The 19,874-nt window shown below is 65.9% G+C and carries 20 protein-coding genes; 10 read left to right on the forward strand and 10 right to left on the reverse strand.

All coding sequences use genetic code 11. The features are described from left to right. Positions 1-110: 110 nt before the first annotated feature. The gene (locus J6525_RS02495; RefSeq protein ID WP_225641809.1) at positions 111-647 is read left to right on the forward strand and encodes an REP-associated tyrosine transposase; all 537 of its coding nucleotides are present in this window, start codon (positions 111-113) and stop codon (positions 645-647) included. Between the two features lie 153 nt (positions 648-800). Here J6525_RS02495 and J6525_RS02500 read toward each other — a convergent pair whose 3' ends face one another. Together J6525_RS02500 and J6525_RS02505 are read right to left on the reverse strand one after the other, a co-directional pair. Next, positions 801-1,580 (reverse strand): class II aldolase/adducin family protein, encoded by a 780-nt coding sequence (locus J6525_RS02500; RefSeq protein WP_225641811.1) that lies wholly within the window; start codon positions 1,578-1,580, stop codon positions 801-803. Between the two features lie 147 nt (positions 1,581-1,727). Then, positions 1,728-3,377: a glycosyltransferase family 39 protein gene (locus J6525_RS02505; protein ID WP_137476441.1), complete on the reverse strand. Its 1,650-nt coding sequence runs from the start codon at positions 3,375-3,377 to the stop codon at positions 1,728-1,730. A 338-nt stretch (positions 3,378-3,715) separates the two neighbouring features. On the opposite strand from J6525_RS02505, the gene J6525_RS02510 reads away from it, so the two are divergent. Continuing rightward, positions 3,716-4,609: a DUF308 domain-containing protein gene (locus J6525_RS02510; RefSeq protein WP_225641814.1), complete on the forward strand. Its 894-nt coding sequence runs from the start codon at positions 3,716-3,718 to the stop codon at positions 4,607-4,609. A 176-nt stretch (positions 4,610-4,785) separates the two neighbouring features. Beyond that, complete coding sequence (locus tag J6525_RS02515) at positions 4,786-5,199, forward strand: Ros/MucR family transcriptional regulator (protein ID WP_057015640.1); 414 nt, start codon at positions 4,786-4,788, stop codon at positions 5,197-5,199. Positions 5,200-5,203: 4 nt separating this feature from the next. On the opposite strand, the gene J6525_RS02520 is transcribed toward J6525_RS02515, so the two are convergent. Together J6525_RS02520 and J6525_RS02525 are read right to left on the reverse strand one after the other, a co-directional pair. Next, complete coding sequence (locus tag J6525_RS02520; protein WP_141343262.1) at positions 5,204-5,635, reverse strand: SufE family protein; 432 nt, start codon at positions 5,633-5,635, stop codon at positions 5,204-5,206. 144 nt (positions 5,636-5,779) lie between these two features. Beyond that, positions 5,780-6,160 (reverse strand): DUF5330 domain-containing protein, encoded by a 381-nt coding sequence (locus tag J6525_RS02525; RefSeq protein ID WP_092079496.1) that lies wholly within the window; start codon positions 6,158-6,160, stop codon positions 5,780-5,782. Positions 6,161-6,593: 433 nt separating this feature from the next. On the opposite strand from J6525_RS02525, the gene J6525_RS02530 reads away from it, so the two are divergent. Beyond that, on the forward strand, positions 6,594-8,405 hold the full coding sequence (locus J6525_RS02530) for a PAS domain-containing sensor histidine kinase (RefSeq protein ID WP_038387186.1): 1,812 nt from the start codon (positions 6,594-6,596) through the stop codon (positions 8,403-8,405). Continuing rightward, complete coding sequence (locus J6525_RS02535) at positions 8,398-9,162, forward strand: peptidoglycan-binding domain-containing protein (protein ID WP_225641816.1); 765 nt, start codon at positions 8,398-8,400, stop codon at positions 9,160-9,162. Before J6525_RS02530 ends, J6525_RS02535 begins: the two co-directional genes overlap by 8 nt. Positions 9,163-9,282: 120 nt before the next feature. On the opposite strand, the gene J6525_RS02540 is transcribed toward J6525_RS02535, so the two are convergent. Next, a complete protein-coding gene (locus J6525_RS02540; RefSeq protein ID WP_092079506.1) occupies positions 9,283-10,926 on the reverse strand; it encodes an ankyrin repeat domain-containing protein in 1,644 nt (547 codons plus the stop codon). A gap of 225 nt (positions 10,927-11,151) precedes the next feature. Between J6525_RS02540 and J6525_RS02545 the strand changes: the two genes are divergently transcribed. Then, a complete protein-coding gene (locus tag J6525_RS02545; protein ID WP_092079509.1) occupies positions 11,152-11,496 on the forward strand; it encodes a DUF1491 family protein in 345 nt (114 codons plus the stop codon). Here the strand turns inward: J6525_RS02545 and J6525_RS02550 are convergent. Next, a complete protein-coding gene (locus tag J6525_RS02550) occupies positions 11,493-12,425 on the reverse strand; it encodes a DUF2336 domain-containing protein (protein WP_225641818.1) in 933 nt (310 codons plus the stop codon). The two genes, J6525_RS02545 and J6525_RS02550, sit on opposite strands and share 4 nt — an antisense overlap. Positions 12,426-12,720: 295 nt before the next feature. On the opposite strand from J6525_RS02550, the gene J6525_RS02555 reads away from it, so the two are divergent. Together J6525_RS02555 and J6525_RS02560 are read left to right on the forward strand one after the other, a co-directional pair. Further along, positions 12,721-12,915, forward strand: coding sequence for a hypothetical protein (locus J6525_RS02555; RefSeq protein WP_024579523.1), 195 nt, complete (start codon positions 12,721-12,723; stop codon positions 12,913-12,915). A gap of 16 nt (positions 12,916-12,931) precedes the next feature. Next, positions 12,932-13,699, forward strand: a complete 768-nt coding sequence (locus J6525_RS02560; RefSeq protein ID WP_038379546.1) for a hypothetical protein — start codon at positions 12,932-12,934, stop codon at positions 13,697-13,699. A 1-nt stretch (position 13,700) separates the two neighbouring features. On the opposite strand, the gene J6525_RS02565 is transcribed toward J6525_RS02560, so the two are convergent. Beyond that, entirely contained in the window at positions 13,701-14,561 is an 861-nt protein-coding gene (locus J6525_RS02565) for a LysR family transcriptional regulator (RefSeq protein ID WP_225641820.1), read from the reverse strand. Positions 14,562-14,652: 91 nt separating this feature from the next. On the opposite strand from J6525_RS02565, the gene J6525_RS02570 reads away from it, so the two are divergent. After that, the gene (locus J6525_RS02570) at positions 14,653-15,495 is read left to right on the forward strand and encodes an MBL fold metallo-hydrolase (RefSeq protein ID WP_225641822.1); all 843 of its coding nucleotides are present in this window, start codon (positions 14,653-14,655) and stop codon (positions 15,493-15,495) included. Here J6525_RS02570 and J6525_RS02575 read toward each other — a convergent pair. Genes J6525_RS02575 through J6525_RS02585 form a run of 3 tightly spaced genes read right to left on the reverse strand, consistent with a single transcriptional unit; the run spans position 15,492 to position 18,962 of the window. After that, complete coding sequence (locus tag J6525_RS02575) at positions 15,492-16,112, reverse strand: DUF1254 domain-containing protein (protein WP_057020197.1); 621 nt, start codon at positions 16,110-16,112, stop codon at positions 15,492-15,494. The genes J6525_RS02570 and J6525_RS02575 overlap by 4 nt on opposite strands. Further along, the gene (locus J6525_RS02580; protein ID WP_225641824.1) at positions 16,109-16,687 is read right to left on the reverse strand and encodes a DUF1214 domain-containing protein; all 579 of its coding nucleotides are present in this window, start codon (positions 16,685-16,687) and stop codon (positions 16,109-16,111) included. Before J6525_RS02580 ends, J6525_RS02575 begins: the two co-directional genes overlap by 4 nt. 1 nt (position 16,688) lies before the next feature. Next, positions 16,689-18,962 (reverse strand): transglycosylase domain-containing protein, encoded by a 2,274-nt coding sequence (locus J6525_RS02585; RefSeq protein ID WP_225641825.1) that lies wholly within the window; start codon positions 18,960-18,962, stop codon positions 16,689-16,691. Between the two features lie 288 nt (positions 18,963-19,250). On the opposite strand from J6525_RS02585, the gene J6525_RS02595 reads away from it, so the two are divergent. Continuing rightward, positions 19,251-19,787, forward strand: a complete 537-nt coding sequence (locus J6525_RS02595) for a YcgN family cysteine cluster protein (protein WP_092079527.1) — start codon at positions 19,251-19,253, stop codon at positions 19,785-19,787. Positions 19,788-19,874 lie beyond the last annotated feature (87 nt).

Raw genomic sequence — 19,874 nt, forward strand, 5'->3', positions numbered from 1 at the left:
CGCAAGGGCAATTCACGTAAAAACGCCGCCCGGAATTGGGCGGCGTTTTGATTCGGATGTAGGATGGGTAGAGCGAAGCGAAACCCATCGCTTCTTCATTGCGATCAGTCATGGTCACCTATCGTCGTAATTTCATTGCTGGAGGCAGTTTCTTCTTCACGGTCAATCTAGAGGACCGGCGTCTGCGATTGCTGACAGACCACATCGATCAACTGCGCGCCGCCTTCCGTGAAACGCGCGAACGGCATCCTTTCACGACCGAGGCGATTGTCATTCTGCCCGATCACCTCCATGCAGTTTGGAGCTTGCCGGAAGGTGATGCTGACTTTGCGACGCGCTGGCGGCAGATCAAATCGGCATTTTCACGAAGCCTTCCGGTCGGCGAACTCATTTCGGGTAGCCGAGCGGCCAGGTCGGAACGCGGCATCTGGCAGCGACGCTACTGGGAGCACACGATCCGGGATGAAAGTGACCTCTCTCGTCACATCGACTACGTGCACATCAATCCACTCAAGCACGGCCTCGTGAAGCGGGTGAGGGACTGGCCGTATTCGTCGTTTCATCGCATGGTCAGGCTCGGAGTCTACCCAGAGGACTGGGCTGGCGACGGGGAGAGAACGGATGGAGCGTCCGGTGAGCGGTCTTGATGCTGAGGCGTGATGGGTTTCGCTGCGCTCTACCCATCCTACGGGTCTCGGCCAGGCCCCCGAACGTAAAAACGCCGCCCGGAATTGGGCGGCGTTTTGATGCCGATAGTGCAGAGGGTGTTGGCGAGCACTCTACCCGAAGATTGTGAAATTTCAATCACGGTAGCCGGGATTGACCCGGTCGAGCTTGCGCAGCAGCGGCGGCCAGACCAGCTGGGTCGAGCGCAGCTCGGCGCGGTCCGGGTTGGAGAGCAGCTCAGTGTTCTTGTCGATCGCATGCTGGTCGACCGGATAGGCGATCGGTCCGAGCGCGCGGGTCGCCACCTGCATCGAGCAGGCGCGCTCCAGATGGTACATCCGCTCGAACGCGGACGCGACCGAGCGGCCGACCGTCAGGGTGCCGTGATTGCGCAGCAGCATATGGTTCTTGCTGCCGAGATCGCGCTGCAGGCGCGGACGCTCGTCATGATCGAGCGCGATGCCTTCATAGTCGTGATAGGCGAGGTCGTGGGTGACGAGCTGCGCGGTCTGGTTCAGCGGCAGCAGCCCGTCGGGGCCGCTCGACACCGCGGTGCCGTCGACGGTGTGCAGATGGAGCACGCAGCCGGCGTCCTCGCGCACCTCGTGGATCGCCGAATGGATGGTGAAGCCGGCCGGGTTGATGCTGTAGTCGCTCTTCGAAAGCTGGTTGCCGTCGAGGTCGACCTTGACGAGGCTCGACGCGGTGATCTCGTCGAACATCAGCCCGTAGCGGTTGATCAGGAAGTGATGCTCGGGCCCCGGCACGCGGGCGGAGATGTGGGTATCGACCAGATCGTCCCAGCCATAGAGCGCGACCAGCCGGTAGCAGGCGGCGAGATTGATCCGCTGCTCCCATTCCGCCGCACTCATATCCGACGGCACTTCCTTCAGGCGCGCTTCCGCTGGCGACATGGCCGATTGCTCCATTGATGGCGTTATTGGTTGGTCCAAGCGTAGCGCCGCCGCCGGACCGCAGCAAGGCAGGGTAACGGCGTGACAGTCATGTCGGCATGCGGCCCACGATCCGAACGGCGATCGTCAGTGGGCCAGTCTGATGCGTTACGGCGCCGGGATCGCCAGCAGGCTCGAGATGCTGCGGCCGCGGATGTCATAGACGCGGGCGAACACGACGTCGTCGCGCTTGATCTCGACCATGACCGGCGCGGCCAGGCCCTTGCAGTAGAATTCGCCGAGCGTCATCGCGAAGTCGGCGGCGTTGCTGTCCCAGCCGATCGTGAAATCGGGGCCGAGCGCGACCTGCGCGGGGCGCTGCGGTCCGCACACCGCGACCTTCCACTTGCGGTTCTGCGGCGGCACTTCCTGCCGCTCCGCCAGCTGCTCGCGCAGCCCGTCGGATGCCTGCTTCAGCGCCAGGCCCCAATAGTCCAGCATGAAGAAGTTGTCCGCGGTCCGCACCGTGCCGGCGATGTGGTTGAAGTGCGTGTACTGATACGGATGCAGGCGGATCATTTCGCTGAGCGGCAGCAAGAGGCCGAACGCGAACACGGCGAGCGCCGCGGGCTGCCAGGCGCGGCGGTTCTCGCCGAGCCAGTCCATGCCGCGCGCGAATGCGACGCCGGCCAGCACCGTCATCGGCGGAATGACGAAGATGAAGTGACGAATGCCGTTATAGAGCGCCGGCCGCTTCACCATCGCGATCACCAGCGGCAGCGTCGCCGCCAGCGTCAGCATCAGCATGATCGACTTGCGCTTTGCGGTGACGTCGTAGCGCGACAGCGACATCAAGGTGATGACGACGGCGGCGGCCAGCAGCACCAGCAGCACTTCGGGAAGCTGCAGCGCGAACAAGGTGGGCAGATAGGACCACGGCATGTCCGGCACCGACACCAGCGCGCCGTCGAACATCTCCTTCCACGGTTTCTCGAAGAAGTGCGAGAAATAGGTCACCGCTTCGAGCGGGTGTCCGGGCTCCATGATCGACCACGGCCAGATCAGGCCCATCACGAGATAGCCCAGCACAAGCCCCGGCAGCAGTACATAGACGACATGGGCAAAGCGGTGGGTCGCCTCGCGCGGGCCCTGCTTGCGGAATTCCTCGATCAGGAGCGGGACGAAGCCGACCACGGCGTAGATCAATGCGAGCCCGCCAAGCACGCGGCAGCCGATCGACAGGCCGGCGCCGAGGCCGACGATCAGGATGGTGCGCGGCGAGGGCGCCGGATATTCCTCGATCAGGCGGACCAGGCCCATGATCAGGACCACCATCGCCACGGCGAACGGCGCATCCTTCGGATTCATGAACATGTGGCCGTAGAAGGTCGGGCACAGCGCCAGCAGCAGCAGCGCCGCCAGTCCCGCCAGCGGGCCGCCGACGCGGCGTGCCAGGCGCCAGGTTACGGCAAGGCCGATGACGCCGACGATCGCGCCGAGCAGGCGGCGCGTCTCGAACAGTTCGAGCGGAATGATCTTGTGCAGCAGGGCCGCGGCCATGTCGAAGCCGCCGCCGTACATATACAGATTGGCAAACGACAGCGCGCCGGTGTCCTTGAACCCGGACCCGTACATGCGCAGCAGGAGGTCGGCATATTCAGCGTGGGTGTAATCGTCCCAGCCCAGACCGTAATCGCGGAACGTCAAGCCGGCGACCACGGCGACCACACCGAGGACGAGGACAGCGAGATCGTCGCAGGTCTTCTCCACCGAGCGCCGCGCAGGCGCCTCGAGGGCAGACGTCGTAATCGATGACATAGCTAGTGATACCGGCGTGCCTGTGGCCCAGATTGGCGCTTTAGGGCCTCATTCCCCGGCATCCATAGCGCAGTTCCGTTTCCAAGTAATTGGTAATTGTGGCGTAATTTCCCAGATGCGTTGCAATAAATTGGCAGCAATTCGTAGCCAGTAAATCTACGGGAGCTGGCTGCCCGACAGCCGCTGCAGCCGCGGTGAAGCAGCGCATCGCGCCCGGTTAAGCGGGATTTTAGGGAACTCTGTCTACAATTGGCGGTTGGCGGTGTGAGCAATATGACGGTATCGTGGCGTTGGTGGCCCGCGCCGATTTTCGGTCGGGTCTCCCGGGGGTTAGTTCGATGAAGGTTGGTCTGATGGTCGTCGGCGCGGGCCTGGTCGTGGCGGGCTTGGCGGCGATCGGCCTCGGAATTCCAAACAAGGAATTCAGCGTCGGCGGCACGTTGATCGCGACCGGCGTGACCGGCGCATGTACCGGCGTGATTGTTCTGGCCCTTGCCGCCATCCTTCGCGAACTCCAGGCCATGGGCGACCGGCTCGATGCCGTCGTTGCGGTGGGTCTGCGGTCCGGGTCGCCGTCTGCAACTTCCCCGCGCGGCACTCCCGACGATCCGGTGTTCCCGCCGCCTGAGCCGAAGGTCTCGGCGCCTCCGCCGCTGGCTCCAGCGTTCCCGCCATCCGCTCCCGCAGCGCCGCCGCCCTGGCACGACGAGATCGCCTCGCGCGGCGCATCAGGCGAGGTGCCGCCGCCCGCACCGGCGGCCGCGCCCGCGGATGGCGCTGCGCCGCCCAAGCGGCGCAATCTGCTGTTCTCCTCCTCGCGCAAGGAGCGCGAGCGGAGCCAGGGGCGTGCCGCCGAGCCGCTCACGCCGGATCTGTTGTCGCCGGAACTGCGCCCGAATCCGGGCGGTTCGGCCGAACCCGCGCCGGCAACCTTCGACGATGCCTGGCCGAGGGCCGACCGGCCGCGGTCGGTCAACGTTGCCACGCGGCGCGGCCCCCGGACGCCATCGACCTTCGGCGAGGCCCAGTCGGCCGCCGCCGCCTCGCCGTCATCGGGCCATCCGCCGCCGCCCCAGGAGCAGCCGCCGGTGACCGTGCTCAAATCCGGCGTCGTCGACGGCATGGCCTATTCGCTCTATTCGGACGGATCGATCGAGGCGCAGATGCCCGAGGGCATGATGCGATTTGCCTCGATCGACGAGCTCAGGTCGCATCTGGAGCAGCGGCCTTAGATCCGCGCCAATACTTGCGCGCAGCCGGCCCGAAGCCGGAAACGCGGCCGTTGTTGTCAGATTTGCTGCAATTCGTGCATATTCGCAAAGTAGTACGCGATTCCATTAATGTATTGCTGCGCATGGATACTGTCCGGTGGGCGCCGGGCTGTCGATAGCACGGGGAAGATTGAGCCATGTCCGATACGTCAGGCAAAACGCCGGTCGAGCTGACCGCCAACATCGTTTCGGCCTATCTCAGCAACAATCCGACGCCGGCCTCGGACATTCCGAACCTGATCAGCCAGGTCCACTCCGCCTTGCTGCGGGTGTCGAGCGGACGCAACGACACGCCGAGCGAGCCGGCCAAGCCTGCGGTGTCGATGAAGAAGTCGATCACGCCCGAATATCTGGTGTGCCTCGAGGACGGCAAGCGCTTCAAGTCGCTGAAGCGCCATCTGCGCACCCAGTACAACATGACCCCGGAGCAGTATCGCGACAAATGGGGCCTGCCGGCCGACTATCCGATGGTGGCGCCGAACTATGCGGTGGCGCGATCGCAGCTCGCCAAGAAGATGGGTCTCGGTCAGCAGGCGCGGAAGCGGAAGTAAAGATCTACGCGGCGGACGCCAGCGCCTCGCGCGCATCGTTGCGGATGCGGTCGACCATCGAGCGCAGGCCGTTGGAGCGCTGCGGCGTCAGATGGTCGCGGAAGCCGAATTCGTCGAACAGCGCGAGCGCGTCGGTGCCGAGGATTTCCTTGGGCGTTTGCCCGGAAAACAGCGTCAGCACGATCGCGACCAGGCCGCGCACGATGTGGGCGTCGCTGTCGCCGATATAGATCAGGCGCGGTTCGCCGTTGGCATCGCGCTCGATCCGTTTCGACAGCCAGACCTGGCTGACGCAGCCCTGCACCTTGTTCTCGGCCGAGTGCTCCGCCTCCGACAACGGTTCGAGCGTGCGGCCGAGCTCGATGACATAGCGGTAACGGTCGTCCCACTCGTCCAGCAGCGCAAAATTGTCCCTGATTTCGTCGATCGTCGTCATCGTGGCCCGCGTCCTGTCCTTGACGGCTTATATAGGAAGGCGGGCCGCGAAAGCGATGAAAATGGAACCGGTTCCCGGCTGTTTTGAGGCGTTTTCTTCACGCGAACCGGTGCCTGCCTCGCTCGACAGCGCCTTGGTTTCCGCTCACGGCGTCGGTGGCAGGCGGAATTCGATCGACTGATCCTCCGCGGTCAGCGTGTCGCGGAACGCGGTGGCTGAATCGGTATCGTCCTGGCCGATCGAGCCGGTGTGGTCGGGTGGCTTCTTGTCGGTGATGATCTGGTAGAGCTTGCGCGCCCCGTCGGTCGCGCGCTGGCCGATTGCGGTCGCGGCCTGGCCGCCGACCTCGCAGGCGGACGGCTGGCGCTTGCAGAACTGACCCATGTCGTTGATCGTCGCGGTCGCGGCCGACACCGCATCCGACGCGCTGATCTGCGGCGACTTGTCCGCTTCGGGTGTTTTGTCTCTCGGCAGCAGCACGAGCACAAGCCCGAGCCAGAATGCCAAACGCAGCAGGAAGAACATGGCGCGATCCCGGTCGTCTGTCTTGTCTTGCTTCTTGCGCGGTCGATGCCGCTATTGGCCTTGAGGGTTAGCATCGGTCGATAAATCGGAAGTATCTGCCTTGAAGTAAATCCGCCGAAAAATCGCGGAAAATTCGCCTGAATTGATTCGCCGTAAATTTTCGATTGATGGCGGCCGACGCGTGCCGGATGCGCAGGATTCGCCGCGTCCACCATTTCGAAACCATAGAATGTCGCATCCGGAAACCAGCCGTTCACCATCCCCGACAAATGGCCGGTGAATAGCGGGTCAAACCCACTCCAATGCACGGTGTTTGGCGGCAGGCCGCCCAGCCTTAGCGTTCGCTTAAGTTCGCTCTGACACGTTGACCTGCAATCACGAAGGAGGCGTTCCGGCGCGTCTGTGTTGACGATTGAGCCGAAGCGCGAGTGCTGTGAGTAGTTTGAGTCTGATCCGCGATTGCCTGGATGCGCTGCTGCATCCGTCGGCGCAATATGATGCGCTGACGCGTGCGCGCCATCGCGCCTTCATGGCGCCGCGGCTGCTCGGCAGCCTGGCGGCGCTTGCCTCGTTCCCGGCCTTTCTTGCGATGCGCGGTGCGCCGACGGCGATCGAGGTCGCGGCATTCGCCTGGCTGATCGCGCCGATCCTGCTGTCATGGTTCCTGTCGCGCACCGGCCGCTATGAAGGCGCGCATGTGCTGTCGTCGCTGGCGCTCGCCGGTCTCGTGATGATGATCGCGGCGACGACCGGCGGCATCGCCTCGTTCGCCGCCGTGTGGCTCGTCGTCATTCCGATCGAGGCGGCGTTGTCGGCCTCGCGGCGCGTGGTGGCGTTTGCGTTCGCGCTGGCGATGATCTGCGCGGCGCTGCTGAGCGTGCTCGGCCATTATCATGTACTGCCGGTCGTCGATCCCGCGGTTGCCTCGAACAGCACGCTGGTCGGCTTCGGCGTCGTGTCGGCGATCTTCTACGCCGCCGGGCTCGCCTTCGGCGCGGAGTCGCTGGCGCGCACCAGCGTGGCGCTGCTCTATGTCGAGGAGGAGCGCTACCGCCTGCTCGCGCATAATATGAGCGACGTGCTGTCGCGGCACAGCCGCAACGGCGCGGTGCGCTTCATTTCGCCCGCGGCCGAGAACATGCTCGGCGTGCCGGCATCGCGGCTGTTGGGCCACGGCCTGTTCGACCGCGTTCATGTCGCCGATCGCCCGGCCTATCTCACGGCGCTGTCGGACGCCGCGCGCGGTGACTCGCGCAGCGTCGAGTTCCGCGTGCGCCGTGACGGCGCGCGGGGCGAAGTCGCCGCCGAATTCATCTGGGCCGAGATGCGCTGCCGCCCGCTCGATCAGGCCGCCGCCGATGCCGAGGTCGTCGCGGTGATCCGCGACGTGACCGATCGCAAGGTGCAGGAGCAGGCGCTCGAACAGGCGCGCAACGTGGCCGAGCAGGCCGATGCGTCGAAGACGCGCTTCCTGGCCACCATGAGCCACGAACTGCGCACCCCGCTCAACGCCATCATCGGCTTCTCCGAGATGATCGCGCAGGAAGACGTGCTCGGCCTCGACGTGGCCCGCCGCAAGGAATACGCGCAGCTGATCAACGATTCCGGCCAGCATCTGCTGTCGGTCGTCAACGGCATCCTCGACATGTCGAAGATGGAGTCCGGCAATTTCGAGATTTCGCCGGAGCCGTTTGCGCCGCGGCCGGCGCTGCTCAATTGCTGCAATCTTGTGGCGTTGAAGGCGCGCGAGAGCGGCGTCGACCTCGTCACCCGCGTGCCGGACGATCTGCCGATCGTGAACGGCGATCCGCGCGCGTTCAAGCAGATCGTGCTCAATCTGGTCTCCAACGCCATCAAGTTCACCGAGCGCGGCGGCAAGGTCACCGTGTCGGCCGGCGTCGAGGGATCGCGGCTGGTGCTGCGTGTCTCGGACACCGGCGTCGGCATCGCCGCCGATGATCTCAAGCGGATCGGCGACCCGTTCTTCCAGGCCGGCAAGACCTATCAGCGCCGCCACGAGGGCACCGGTCTTGGTCTTTCCATCGTGAAAGGGCTGGTTGGCCTGCACCACGGCGAAATCAATGTGGAGAGCAAGGTGGGCGAGGGTACCACGGTGTCGGTCGCGCTGCCGCTGGCGTTCACCCCGCCCGCCGCCGTCGAGCCGTCCAGCAACGTCTCGACCCTGAAGCCCGCGCTGCGTTCCGGACTACAAGAGCAAACCCATCAGGTGAAGAAGAGTGCCTAGACAGACTTTGGATGACGATGAAACGCCGCGCCGTCGCCGCGGCGCCAAGGCAGTGGCCATCGCGGCCGAGGAGGAACGTGGCCTCGTCCTGCGCCTGCTGCTGCACAGTCCGAAGGATCTGGTTGCCGGCGTGCTGGCGACGTCTGCCATCGTTGCGATCCTGATCAATGCGCTGTTCCTGCAGGCCGGCCGTCATCCGTCGCCGATGTTCGGCGGTTCGGTTGTCACGCTGCCGCCGCCGGCCCCGGTTGCCGCGGCCACCAGCCCGATACCGCGCCCGCGTCCGGCCGAGGCCGCTGCCCGATCGATTGAGCCGGCCGCCATGGAGCCGAGCAAGCCCGTCGACGTGAAGCCGGTGGAGACCAGGCCGGCCGAGACCAGGTCCGTCGAAGCCAAGCCGGCAGAACCCAAGGCCGAGGCCAAGCCGGTCGATCCGATGGCCAATCTGGTGCTGAAATCGACCACTGCGCCGCCGGCCGCCGCACCGTCCCCGGCCGCCGCACCGTCAAACGTCGTTCGTCCGCCGGCACCGATCCCGACCGCGCATCTGAGCCCGGCCGGAAAACGCATCGCCGCGGTCCAGCGTACACTGACCGAATATGGCTACGGCCAGCTCAAGCCGACCGGCACGATCGGCGCCGACACCCAGCACGCGATCGCGAAGTTCGAGCGCGCCCGCAAGCTGCCGGTGACCGGACAGATGTCCGATCGCCTGGTGCGCGAGCTCGGCGCGATGATCGGCCATTCGATCGAGTAGTCTCTCTGCGAAGGCATTGAATATGTATTCGTCGTGCCCGGGCTTGTCCCGGGCATTGACGTCTTTGAGACTTGTTGCAGCCAAGACGCGGATGGCCGGGACAAGCCCGGCCATGACGAGTTAAGGCGCGTCGCCAAGCAGAACGTCCCTGACCTCGTCGGAGAACAGCTTCCTGCGGCCGGCCACCAGCACCCATTCCGGATCGTCGCGATCCGGAATAGCGCGCGGCATGCCGTGATCGAGCAGGGCCTGCGCGCAGCCCACCCAGTCGCCGCCCCTGACCGGCTCGTTGCAGGAGGCCCATGACAAGGAGCCGGACGCGTTGTCGCCGAAGCCGTGCTGCTCGGTCCACTCCGCGCCGTGCTCGAGCAGGAATCGCGTCAGGCCGGCATTGCCGCGGAACACCGCGTGATTGAGTGCCGACGCATCCCAATCGCCGCCGCGCACCGTGATCGGCCAGCCGAGCTCGACCATCAGCCGCACCGCATCGTCGCCGCCTGCCGCGGCGAGCTCTGGGAGCAACCGCAATTGCTGCGGTGAAAGTGAACCTGGAAGATCGGGCCGACCGGCCTGGATTCGCCGCGCCTCGCTCTCGTCACCGCTGCTGCACGCCGCGACGAACCGCTCATCATCGGCAAGCGTCTCGTCGCCGGTACGCTCGCGGAGCAACTCGGCGACCTCGGTCAGTCCGAATTGCAGCGCGTACCTGTAGGCGCTGAGCCCGCCTGGTGTCGTGATGCGCGGATCCGCGCCGGCGTCGAGCAGTGTCGCGACGCAGGTCCGCGACCGCCGCCGGCGGATCGCCCACAGAAGCGGCGAGCCGCATTCGGTCAGCGGCGCGTTGCCGGCGGGTTCGTTTGGATTTCCGCCGTGCCGCAGCAGCAAGTCGAGCGCCGCCACGTTCTCGTCATCGAGCACCTTGTACATCGCGTTGGTGCCGGTGATCCGCGCACCATGCTCGAGCAGCAGGCCTGTCGTCACCGAGCCTTCGAGCGAGTGGTAGAGCGATTCATTGTCGTTCGGATTGGCGCCCGCTTCGAGCAACAGTCTGGTCAGTTCGAGATCGTGGTTGCGGCCGGCGGCGCCATAGAGTGCTGACAGCGGATTGCTGTCATCGGGCGCCTCCAGCGATCCCGGCGGCCAGCGGCTGCTGATGTGCTGGTCGGGATCGGCGCCGGCCTGCAGCAGCAGGCGTGCGCAGCGATGCAGCCGCGTCTGAAATTCCGGAATCTGCAACAGGCCGGAATGCGTCACAGCGACCAGCGGCGGCAGTTTGAACGGACCGCCGGGACGGTTGACCCATGTGGGATCACTCATTGCGGTACGCCGAACGATTTCCGCGTCGCCGACGGCGCAGGCGAGATAGGGATCGTCGGCGACAAGGCCGGGATCCTCGGTGAGCATCCGCGCCGCAACGCGCGGATTGGCGCGGTCGGTGGTCCCGGCGACGTCCGCGGCATAGACCAGCTGCAGCCATCGCCGCACGCGATCGGCCTTGCTTTTACCGGACGGCAATTGTGCGTCGACATAGCGCCGCAGGTCCGGCCAGGAGGCGAAGCCGAGATCGCGCGCCACGCAGGACTGCGCATCGTGCAGCCGCAGATTGAGCGCGGCGATTTGATCGTCGCTGCGCCCGGCCGCAGCCGGAAGCACATGCCGGAAACGCGCGTAGGCCTCCGGCGCTTGCCGCCGGTAAAGGCGAATGAGCTCCTTGGCTTGCTTCTTCAGATGTTCGAGATTCAATCGCGCGGGCGATCGGTCCATGGAAACCTCCGTGCATCATCGCCGATGGTCCACAAAACCGGCTGCACAAAGGCTTGGTTGGCCGCTCAATTGCTGCAAGTGGGTTCAACCCTTCCCGTGGACCCGGGCGCGGCTTGCACCGCAGATGCAAGGATATGGGTGACGATTGGTTCGGTCAACCCGCCGCTGCGTGACGACATCTGTGACAATTGGACGTGACCGCGCCGCTGGCCTATAGGTCGGCGCATGCGATTGAAAACAAGCATTTGGGTCGCGGCGTATCTGCGCCGCTGCCAGACCGAGGGCGTGTTCGGCGCAGTCCGCAAGAAGGGCGCCGAGGAAGCCGGTGCCGTGTTCGTCAAGGTGGCGCTGATGGACGGCAACGCGATGCTGTATGCGCCGGCGCCGCAGACGGTCTATGACGACAGCCGTCCGGTCGAGCGGCTGTTCGTGCCGACCGCACCACAGCCGGTATCCGAGCCATCTGTCGAGGAGCGCTTGACCAAGGAGCTCCGCTTCGATCCCGATGCCTGGATCGTCGAGACCGAGGACCGCGCCGGGCGGCACTTCCTCGATCTGGCGAAAAACTAGTTTCCGGACTTCTGGTTGCGAATGGCGGGCGCGCTGCCGGGCTGCAACGCGGGGCGCGTCTGCGAGGATGCCGCGCGCACGCGATGGCGCTCATCGTCATAGAGCGACGAGCGATATTTGGCGCGGGCCACCGCCATGGTCGAGCCGCGCCACGCCGCCAGCATCACCAACGCCGAGCGCTCGCTCAGGCGATCGTAGAGCCGCGACAGTCGATAGACATAATTGACCGAGGAGCCGGCTTCCGGATTGAGGAACATCAGGATCCGCTGGAACGCGGCGCTCGACACGTCGAGCGCCCGCATCGCGCAGGCGAGCGGCTCGCCGCCGGGATCGTTGACCACGTCCGCGGCGATCCGAGACGGCAGGATCAGCGCCTCGCCGAGTTCGAGCGTGAAGTTATCGAGGTCCTCGGCAAACGCTGCCATCTCCAGGATATGGATCGCGCGCGCGGCGCGCGCGGCCGGGATCCGCGCCGCGGCCTTCAGCGGCGTCTCCTGCAGATTGTGCAGGATCTGCGCGCGCTCCTTCGTGCTGGCGGCAAAGAACATGTCGGAGATTTCGGCGGCATCGTTCGGCCGCATGGCAAGGCTCGCGGCCATCCGCAGCTCGGCTTCGGTCGGGATATTGGCCGGCATCGCGGAGGGGGCGGGCGCGGGAATTGGCGCGGCCGCCGGCATCGGCTGGTCGGGACCGACGCGGCGCAGCCCGAGCTTGTCCACGATCCGGGCGGGCGTCGCCGGATAGATCGCAAGCCGCGCGCGGACCGCGACACGCGTCGCGTCGTCGACCTCGTCGATCAGGCGCGTCGTCAACTCGACGAACTGGCGCTCTTCATCGGCGGAGTGGGCGCTCGCCTGCACATAGAGGTCGGTCAGGACGCGCAGCAGCGTCGGGCGGATGTCAACGCCCTCGCGACGGGAGAGCGTCATCAGCCCATCGAAACCAGGAAATAGCGGAGCTGCGCTCATCTCGGGCGTACGCGACTTGCCAGTAGACTTCGGTTTGAAAACCTTGTGGCAGCGAGCCTACGCAGGCTGTTTTAAGAGGCAGTTAAGGAAAACAAGCCGTGAAGGTGAATGCTTGAATTTGCGCGTGTCTATTAAGGCACAGCGCCATATCCGTAACCGTCCGTACCGGCGGCTTAAGATGTCATTAACCATGCGCGTTCTTAACTCGGCGTGCGCGGGGCAAATCATGTCCGTGCGGGGCCAGAGAGAACGGAACATGGGCACCATCGTTGAGTTTCCGGCGGATGCGGCTGCACGGCGGCCGAGCATGGCCGGTGCTGCCGGCGAAGGCATGGGGACCGTACTGATCCTTCCCGTCGTCCGGATCGAGCGAACGACGGAGGAGACCGGCGGTGGTCGCGGACCGGAGCAGGGCACTGCGCAGGGCCGCCGTCGCCGACGCCGCTCCTGATCGCGGACATCGGGCAATGCCGGAGCTTGTGCAGCGGACCGTCGCGCGGCGGTCACTCCCGGCGCTGATCCTGCTGCTGGCGGGCTCGGCGCTCGCCGGCTGCAGCGGCGGCGATTTCGGCCGCACCCGGGCCGATTTCCGCAACGACGATATGCATCGCTGGATCGGTGCCGAGGCGACCGGCAGCATCGGCAAGAACGCCTCGCAATTCCAGCTCACCGAACACGAACGTCAGCTGCGCGACCTCGCCTATCAGTTCATCGAGCCGCCGCTGTCGCGTCCGGCGTGGAAGAGCGTATTCGGCGACTACCAGCCGCTGCCTTCGCCGTGGCGGCAGAGGGTCGTGTTCGATCGCACCGCCTATGGCCGCAATTTGATCGACGAGCCGCATCGCTCGTTCGCCTCGCGCTATTCGCTGCTGATCGACGAGGTGCGCGACGACATCACCCGCTTCGAGCCGTTCTTCGCCACCGCGATCCAGGTGATCGAGCTCGATCGCAAGCGCAATGCCAGCCTCCACATGATCGCCGACGTGTCGCCGCGCGAGCGGGCTGACGCGGTGGCGCGGATGGAAGAGAACACGCTGATCGTGCAATGGGTCCAGCAGGCCCTGGAGCGGCGGATCTCGTCCTATCGCTGGGCGCTGGAGCGGCTGGTGATCCAGGCGCCCGACGGCATGGCCGCCGACGCCGAGCGCCAGATCAACGAACTCGCCCGGCTCACCGCCAATGCGCCGCTCATCTCCGCGCCGGTGACGGGCCAGGCCGTGGTGACGAAGGGCTAGTCTAGGCGCGCTTCGTTTTCTTCGCCGTCGATTTGACCCGGCGACTGTTGGCTTGCCGCGGCAGGCTCGCAATGAACGCCTTCAGCGCATCGGAGGGCGGGTGGGCCGAGGGATAGGCGAGGCCGACCTGGCGAGTCACGTCGATATCGATCGCGCGCATCGTGACATCAGGATTGCCGCGCGCCACGCCCTCGGGGACGATGGCGACGCCGACCCCGGCCGCCACCAGCGCCATCGCCCACTCCTCGGATTCCGCGATCGCCACCGGCTTGCGCGGCGGTGAGGCACGCTTGAAGAATTCCTGCTGTTCGCAATGGCAGCGATCGATCATCGGAACGCCGGCGAAGTCGGTGGTCCGCAGCGTCTCCTTCAGCGTCAGGGGATGCGAGGGCGGCAGTGCCGCGACATAGCGCTCGCTCCACAGCGGGATGAAGTGCTCGCCGGCGCCGACCATGGTCTTGGCGACGATCCGCGCGTCGGCCTTCTCGCTGGCGCCGACCAGCCGGAGCGCAAGATCGGTATTGCCGGTCAGCGGCTTCAGCAGCGCGATGGTCCGGGCCTGATCGAGCGTCCGCAACAGGCCGAGCGTCAGCGCCTGCCGCGTCGCGGGCTTGCGGAAGAGGTTTCGCGCCGCGTCCGCCTCGTCGATGATCCTGCGGGCGATGCCGTGAAACTGCGCGGCAGAGGCGGTCGGGGCCATGCCCTTCTTGTGCCGGATGAACAGCGTGGTGCCTAGCTCGGCCTCGAGATTGGTGATCGCCGCCGAGATCGACGGCTGCGAGATGAAGCAGCGCTTCGCCGCGGCGGTCAGATTGCGCTCGCGGTAGACCGCGGCGAAGTAGCGAAGTTCGCGGATATCCATAGGTGTATCCTATCACAGGGATAGAAAGACAATATTTTACCTATGGAAACGCGAGTGGCAAGTCTGCGCCTGTTACAGCGGAGGACCTGTCATGCGCATCCACCATCTCAACACCGGCACGATGTGCCCGATCGGAAAGCGGCTCGTGAACGGCAGCGGCAGCATCTTCCAGCGGGCGCGGATGGTCTGTCACTGCCTGCTGGTCGAGAGCAATGACGGCCTCGTGCTGGTCGACACCGGGATCGGGCTCGACGACATCGGCGACCCGCCGCGGCTCGGACGCAAATGGGTGCGGCAGACGACGCCGCGGCTCGATCCGGCCGAGACGGCGGTGCGGCAGGTCAAGGCGCTCGGCTTCTCGCCGGACGATGTGCGCCATGTGCTGCTGACGCATCTCGACCGCGATCACGCCGGCGGCGTGCCGGACTTTCCGAAGGCCAAGGTGCACATCGATCGCAAGGAGTACGACATGGCGGTAACGCATCAGGTCACGCCGCCGCAGGGGCGCTACATCACGGCGCAGTGGCAGCACGGGCCGGACTGGGCGTTCTATGGTGCCGGCGGCGAGGACTGGTTCGGCTTCAAGGGCGTGCGCGCGCTCGGCGACCGCGAGCCGGACATTCTGATGATCCCGTTGCCGGGCCACACGCTCGGCCATTGCGGGATCGCGGTGCGCGACAAGGACAGGTGGCTGCTGCACGCCGGCGACGCCTATTTCCACCACGCGCAGCTCGATGCCAGGCCGCGGATCCCGCTGGTGCTCGGCATGTTCCAGCGCCGAGCGGACATGGATCGCGCGACGCGCATCCAGAACCAGGAGCGGCTGCGGCAATTGAAGGCGGCGCATGGCGCCGATGTGACGATCGTCAACAGCCACGATCCCGTCGACTACGAGACCTGCCGCTGCGGCCGGCATGCACTCGCCGCCGGCTAGCGCTTGCGTGCCGCAGGCGGCGGGGCCGGTACAGGCAGCGGCGGCGGCGCCTCCTGCTTGGCCGCGACCGGCTCGGTCTGCACCTTGCAGGAGGAAGCGGCGAGCGAGGCCTGCGCCTGCGGCATCAGGCCGGGCTCCGGCGCCAGCGCCTTCAGCAGGATCAGGCCGGTTGAGGTCGGCGAGTCGATGATCAGCCGGTCGGCGGCGGTGATTTCCTCGTCCTCCGGCAGTTCGTTGTGCTGCGCCTCCGTCATCAGGTCGAGCTCGATCACCTTCTTGCCGGCCGAGCGGTCGTTGATCGCGTAATAGGCGACCTCGTTGCGGGTGTAGAACGACACCGACGTATAGGCCTGGCTGACCGGCACGGTGAGCTTGAGCGGCCCGGTGGAGAGATCGTAGCGGCAGATCGCCACCGCGAAGGCCGGATCCATCAGCGGCATCGGCGAATGGCTCGGGTCGGCCAGCGGCAGCTGCGTCACCTCGTTAAGCTTGGTCATCGGCGTCAGCCGCGAATAGGCGTCCTGCGAGGCGATGCGCGGCAGCGCCAGCACGCTGACGAGATGCACCACGCCGCCGAGCAGCACGCCTGCGAGGATGGTGAGCAGCACGCGGATCATGGGCAGCCCGTCGTTGTGATCGACGGCATCGGCGCGTCGCGCTGGGTGCGGGTCGCGACCCCGACCGGCGTGTCGTAGAGCCGCAGCATCAGCGCGTAGCGCTCGATGCCGCCGGTCGGCAGCCAGTTGCCGGCGCGCGAGCGCGAGGCGATGTGGATCTCGAACGTACCGTCGGAGGCGCGCATGATCTCCTGGCTGGTGAAGCCGTAGCGCTGCAGCGAGTTGGCGACCAGGTGCCCCTTGCGGTCGAACAGTGTCAGCGTCCAGAACCGCGCCGCCGGTGTCACGCCGCTGACCACGATGTCGCAGCGGCCGTCGAGCGGCTTGTTCTTGTCGTCTGATATCGCCGAGAACGCGATGCCGTCGCCGGTGCCGATCGGCAGCTCGCCGCTGCGCGCGATGGTGGCGCGCGAATAGGGATCGACGTCGGAGGTGCCGCTCTTCGGCCGCGCGGTCCAAGCGCCGATCTTCAGCGTGCCGAGATCGGTGCCGCGGGTCGCCGTCGCGTAGGTCAGGCCGAGGCCGACGGCGGTGGCGATGACGAGTGCCAGCAAAGTGGTGAGGAGGAGCCGCACGTTAGTTCTTGCGTGGCGGTGCCGGTGTCGCGCCGTCCGGCCCGGCCGCGGCAACGTAGTTTTCGGGGAACGCCAGCGCGCTCGAGGACTCGGCCTTGCCGGTCTTCGAGGACTCGTTCAGCGTGGTCTTGCCGGCGGTCCTGGCGGCGTCATCGAGCAGCTTCTCGACCCGCACCAGGATATCCGCGCCGCGCTTGGTCAAAACCGGCGGCGGGCCCGGCTTGGTCTCCAATACGCGCGGCGCCGCGTTGGCCTGGGTATTGGCCTGTGCCGGCTGCGGCGGCAGCTTCTGGCCCATGCCGACGCCGACGAGCTCCTTGACCTCCACGCCCTGATGCGCCGCGACCATGATGTCGTGCCAGGTCTGCGCCGGCAGCGAGCCGCCGGTCATGCGGTTGGTCGGCGAATAGTCGTCATTGCCGTACCAGACCGCGCAGGTGAAGTTGCCGGTGTAGCCGACGAACCAGGCGTCGCGATAGGCGTTGGTGGTGCCGGTCTTGCCCGCGGTCGGAATGCCGTCGAGCGCGGCGCGGCGCGCGGTGCCTTCGCTGACCACGTGGCTCATCATGCCGGCCATGTCGGCGGCGATGTTCGGCGGAATCGCCTGCCGCGGCTTCGGGCCGTCGCGGTCCCAGCGCCAGACCAGGTCGCCGGCGCCGGTGCGCACCTCGAGCACGGAATGCGGCGTCACCGCCTTGCCGCGGTTCGGGAAGGTCGCATACGCGACCGCGTGCTCCAGCACCGTGACTTCGTCGGAGCCGATCGGCAACGACGGCGTATCGGGCAGCGGCGCCTTGAGGCCGAAGCGGCGCGCGACCTCGACGATCTTGGCGCGGCCTGCCTTCGGCCCTTCCTTGCCGCCCATCATGATCGAGAGTTTGACCGGCACCACGTTGATCGAGCGGGTGATCGCCTGGGTCAGCGTGACCTGACCCGAATAGGAATGGCCATAGTTCTGCGGGCACCAGTTGCCGATGCAGACCGGGCCGTCGACAATCTTCGAGTTCGGCGTGAAGCCGTTCAGCAATGCCGTGGTGTAGACGTACGGCTTGAACGACGAGCCGGGCTGCCGATAGGCGTCGGTGGCGCGGTTGAACTGGCTCGCACCGTAGTCGCGGCCGCCGACCATGGCGCGGATGCCGCCGTCGAGATCGGACACCACGGTCGCGGCCTGCGTCGCGTGATAGTCGCGCCCGAACTGGCGCAGCTGGTTCTCGATCGCTTCCTCGGCCGCCTTCTGCACGTTCATGTCGATCGCGGTGCGGACCACGAAGACGCGCTCGGTGTAGGATTTCGGGAAGGTGTCGACCAGCTTGCGCATCTCGTCGAAGGCGTAGTCGAGATAGTAGTTCGGCGAGTTCTCGTCGCGCCGGTCGACGGCGACCGCGGGATTGCGGCGGGCACCGAACACCTGGCCCTCGGTCATGAAGCCGGCATCGACGAGATTGTCGAGCACGACGTTGGCGCGGGCGCGGGCCGCGGGCAGGTTGATGTGCGGGGCGTATTTGGTCGGCGCCTTGAACAGGCCGGCGAGCATCGCGGCCTCCGCGAGGTTCACGTCGCGCACCGACTTGTTGAAATAGAAATGCGCCGCGCCGTCGACGCCGAAGGTGCCGCCGCCCATATAGGCGCGGTCGAGATAGAGCTTCAGGATCTCGTTCTTGGTGAGCCGCGTCTCCAGCCAGATCGCGAGGAAGGCTTCCTTCACCTTGCGCTCGATGGTGCGCTCGTTGTTCAGGAACAGGTTCTTGGCGAGCTGCTGGGTGATCGACGAACCGCCCTGGCGGACGCCGCCGGCCTGCGCGTTGGTGACCAGCGCGCGGGCAAGGCCCGGCACGTCGATGCCGAAATGGTCGTAGAAGCGGCGGTCCTCGGTCGCGAGCGTCGCCTTGATCAGATTGTCCGGAAAATCTTCCAGCGGGATCGAGTCATTATGCTTGATGCCGCGACTGCCGATCGGGTTGCCGTAACGGTCGAGGAAGGTCACCGCGAGGTCGGACTTCTTCAGCCAATCCTCGTCGGCGGTCTCGCGGAAGGCGGGGATCGCGAGCGTCAACATCAGGATCATGCCGCCGAGCCCGAGCGTCGCGGCTTCCGACAGCGGCTCGATGAACACCCAGCGCTTCCAGCGGCCGACATAGAAGCGGTCCATGAAGGTGGAATAGCGCTCATAGAGCTCGCGCAGGCCCTTGCCCGACGAGAACAGCGTCGAGTCGATACGCGCATCGAGGTCCAGGAAGAAGTTCCGGACCCTCTGTTTCCAATGCGACGGCATGATCTGAAAGGACCGGACCCTTGATCAGTTCGACAGCGCTGCGGGCGCCCAAAACGGGCACAGGGCAGCGTCTTGCTTCGATGTTGCGGCAATCCCAAGGCGCTTTTGCGTCGATGGGGACTCGTTCGTTGTTCTATCCGAGCGGCTGCCATAAACCAATGGCGCGGCTTGTGAATTTAATGGGAGCCCTAACGCTGCCCACCGCCTTTTTCGACCCCGCAATACCACCCCCTTGCGCAAGCGTTGCCGGCATCCCAAGAAGAGTTGCACCGCCATTTCAGGGATATCATGACCGCATCGCCCAAGCGCCCGTCGGACCAGGAGGGATTCTTCTGGAAAACCAAGACGTTGGAAGAGATGTCCAACGCCGAATGGGAGAGCCTGTGTGACGGCTGCGCACGGTGCTGCCTGGAGAAGCTCGAGGACGAGGACACCGGTAAGATCTATTTCACCCATATCTCCTGCAAGCTGCTCGATTCCGGCCTCTGCACCTGCAAGGACTACCCGAACCGTTCCGACCAGGTTCCGGATTGCGTCCGTCTGACGCCCGAAAACGTCCGGACGCTGAACTGGCTGCCGCCGAGCTGCGGCTACCGGCTGGTGGCCGAGGGGCGGGACCTCTATTGGTGGCATCCCCTGATCTCGGGCGATCCCAACACCGTCCATGAAGCCGGCGTCTCGGTGCGCGGGCGGGTGGAGGGCACCGAACTCGACGTCAACGACGCCGATCTCGAGGATCATATCGTGCGATGGCCGGCTCTGCTGCCGAAACGGGCACAATTGAAGAAGCGGCCGAAAATGCTGGGCAAGACGACCAAAGCGTGACGTCGTCGCCGCGTCCGCGATCACGTCACCGCGAGAACATCGCGGCGGGATGCACCCATGCGCTGGGGTGCCTGCCTCAGCATTCAA

The organism is Bradyrhizobium australafricanum, assembly GCF_020329495.1.
Classification (GTDB): domain Bacteria; phylum Pseudomonadota; class Alphaproteobacteria; order Rhizobiales; family Xanthobacteraceae; genus Bradyrhizobium; species Bradyrhizobium australafricanum.

Coding starts and splice junctions, on each gene's coding strand:
- J6525_RS02495 (WP_225641809.1), top strand. CDS start 111: ATGGTCACCTATCGTCGTAATTTCATTGCTGGAGGCAGTTTCTTCTTC.
- J6525_RS02500 (WP_225641811.1), bottom strand. CDS start 1,580: ATGTCGCCAGCGGAAGCGCGCCTGAAGGAAGTGCCGTCGGATATGAGT.
- J6525_RS02505 (WP_137476441.1), bottom strand. CDS start 3,377: ATGTCATCGATTACGACGTCTGCCCTCGAGGCGCCTGCGCGGCGCTCG.
- J6525_RS02510 (WP_225641814.1), top strand. CDS start 3,716: ATGAAGGTTGGTCTGATGGTCGTCGGCGCGGGCCTGGTCGTGGCGGGC.
- J6525_RS02515 (WP_057015640.1), top strand. CDS start 4,786: ATGTCCGATACGTCAGGCAAAACGCCGGTCGAGCTGACCGCCAACATC.
- J6525_RS02520 (WP_141343262.1), bottom strand. CDS start 5,635: ATGACGACGATCGACGAAATCAGGGACAATTTTGCGCTGCTGGACGAG.
- J6525_RS02525 (WP_092079496.1), bottom strand. CDS start 6,160: ATGTTCTTCCTGCTGCGTTTGGCATTCTGGCTCGGGCTTGTGCTCGTG.
- J6525_RS02540 (WP_092079506.1), bottom strand. CDS start 10,926: ATGGACCGATCGCCCGCGCGATTGAATCTCGAACATCTGAAGAAGCAA.
- J6525_RS02545 (WP_092079509.1), top strand. CDS start 11,152: ATGCGATTGAAAACAAGCATTTGGGTCGCGGCGTATCTGCGCCGCTGC.
- J6525_RS02550 (WP_225641818.1), bottom strand. CDS start 12,425: ATGACGCTCTCCCGTCGCGAGGGCGTTGACATCCGCCCGACGCTGCTG.
- J6525_RS02555 (WP_024579523.1), top strand. CDS start 12,721: ATGGGCACCATCGTTGAGTTTCCGGCGGATGCGGCTGCACGGCGGCCG.
- J6525_RS02560 (WP_038379546.1), top strand. CDS start 12,932: ATGCCGGAGCTTGTGCAGCGGACCGTCGCGCGGCGGTCACTCCCGGCG.
- J6525_RS02565 (WP_225641820.1), bottom strand. CDS start 14,561: ATGGATATCCGCGAACTTCGCTACTTCGCCGCGGTCTACCGCGAGCGC.
- J6525_RS02570 (WP_225641822.1), top strand. CDS start 14,653: ATGCGCATCCACCATCTCAACACCGGCACGATGTGCCCGATCGGAAAG.
- J6525_RS02575 (WP_057020197.1), bottom strand. CDS start 16,112: ATGATCCGCGTGCTGCTCACCATCCTCGCAGGCGTGCTGCTCGGCGGC.
- J6525_RS02585 (WP_225641825.1), bottom strand. CDS start 18,962: ATGCCGTCGCATTGGAAACAGAGGGTCCGGAACTTCTTCCTGGACCTC.
- J6525_RS02595 (WP_092079527.1), top strand. CDS start 19,251: ATGACCGCATCGCCCAAGCGCCCGTCGGACCAGGAGGGATTCTTCTGG.